Origin of the sequence: Trinickia dinghuensis (assembly GCF_003367175.1) — a bacterium.
GTDB lineage: Bacteria > Pseudomonadota > Gammaproteobacteria > Burkholderiales > Burkholderiaceae > Trinickia > Trinickia dinghuensis.
On record NZ_QRGA01000042.1, the window covers coordinates 1 to 1,559 of the forward strand.

Annotated in this window: 1 protein-coding gene; it reads left to right on the forward strand. The window is 63.6% G+C overall.

The annotated features are described in order from the left end of the window. Positions 1-130: 130 nt before the first annotated feature. Complete coding sequence (locus DWV00_RS33495; RefSeq protein ID WP_115537902.1) at positions 131-1,264, forward strand: IS110 family RNA-guided transposase; 1,134 nt, start codon at positions 131-133, stop codon at positions 1,262-1,264. Positions 1,265-1,559 lie beyond the last annotated feature (295 nt).

A 1,559-nucleotide genomic window follows, 5' to 3' on the forward strand; every position in this document is an offset into this window, starting at 1 on the left:
ACTAGACAGTATGACTCCCGTGGAGCAAAGGCTGGCCTGCCGTGAGGAATCAGACGCGGGTTAGCATTGCTGCCAGAGCCGCACGGTGCGGACAGGGCCGCACCCGGCGATTTCCGGCACGGAGGCCAGCATGGAAGACGATAGCACTACGCTGTACGTCGGGCTCGATGTACACAAGGAATCGATCACGGTCGCGTATGCGCGCGGTATGGGCGAAGTCGAGCTGCTGGGCAAGACCGGCACGACGCAGGCGGATGTCGATCGCCTGTGCAGGCGCCTTCAGTCGAAGGCACGGCACGTCTGCGTTGTCTACGAGGCGGGCCCGTGCGGTTACGGGCTTTACCGTCAGCTCGTGCAGAGGGGATTCGGGTGCATGGTGTGCGCCCCATCGCTGATTCCAAAGAAACCGGGCGAACGGGTCAAGACTGACCGGCGCGATGCGATCAAGCTGGTGCGATCGCTGCGCGCCGGTGACCTCTCATCGATCTACGTGCCCACGGTGGACGATGAAGCGTTCCGGGATCTGGCACGCACGTGGGTGAGCGCCAAAGACGACCTGAAGCGCGCCCGGCAACGGGTGAAGGCCTTTCTGCTCTTGCACGGGGTGCGCTATACCGGGCGCGCCGACTGGGGACCGGCGCACCGGCGCTGGGTGAGCGCGTTTGCCTTTGAGAGCGTCTGGCAACAGCTTGCGTTTGAGGAACAGCGGCGCGCGATCGAGGACCGCCTGGCGCAATGTGCGCGTCTGGAGGAAGCGTTGCGCGAGGCGGTGCTCAACTGGCGCTTCTATCCGGTCGTGCTGGCCCTGCAGGCGATGCGCGGCGTGCAGTTCACCATGGCTGTTGGTGTGCTCGCCGAACTGGGCGACCTGTCGCGCTTCGCTCATCCGAGCCAGCTGATGGCCTGGCTGGGCCTGACGCCGTCGGAACACTCGTCAGGTGAGAAGCGCCGCCAGGGCAGCATCACGAAGAACGGCAACAGCTATGCAAGGAAGCTGCTCATTGAGGCCGCCTGGAGCTACCAGCATCCGGCGCGCGTGAGCCCCGAGATCCAGCGCCGCCAGGAAGGCATCCCCAAACCGATCGTGGACCGGGCGTGGGAGGCACAGATGCGCCTGTGCCGGCGCTATCGCAAGCTCGTCGCGCGCGGCAAGCAGAAGAACATCGCGGTGGTCGCGGTGGCCCGCGAACTCGCCGGGTTCATCTGGGACATCAGTCAGCTTGCGATGTCGCTCGCGGTACCGCACGAAGGACTCACAGCGTGATGCAACGATCGGAGAACCCTGACCACCCTGACAACTGGCGGAGGAGTTTCCTGAAGGCGGCGTAGCCCGGCACACGAGTAACCCGCGACAAGACTAGGCAACGGATAGCATCCGACTTGCGGCACTAGATAGCGGCAGGCTCATTGGGCGGACCTCTGTAATGCGGTACCCAACCCGCGGATATCAGCTTGATCCACCGTCGAGATTTACTGCTACGTCGCCCTCAGGAAATTCCAGCAATCTGAACCAGAGAAACCGAAAAACCGATCCCCATTGACACCGGGAGTCATATCAG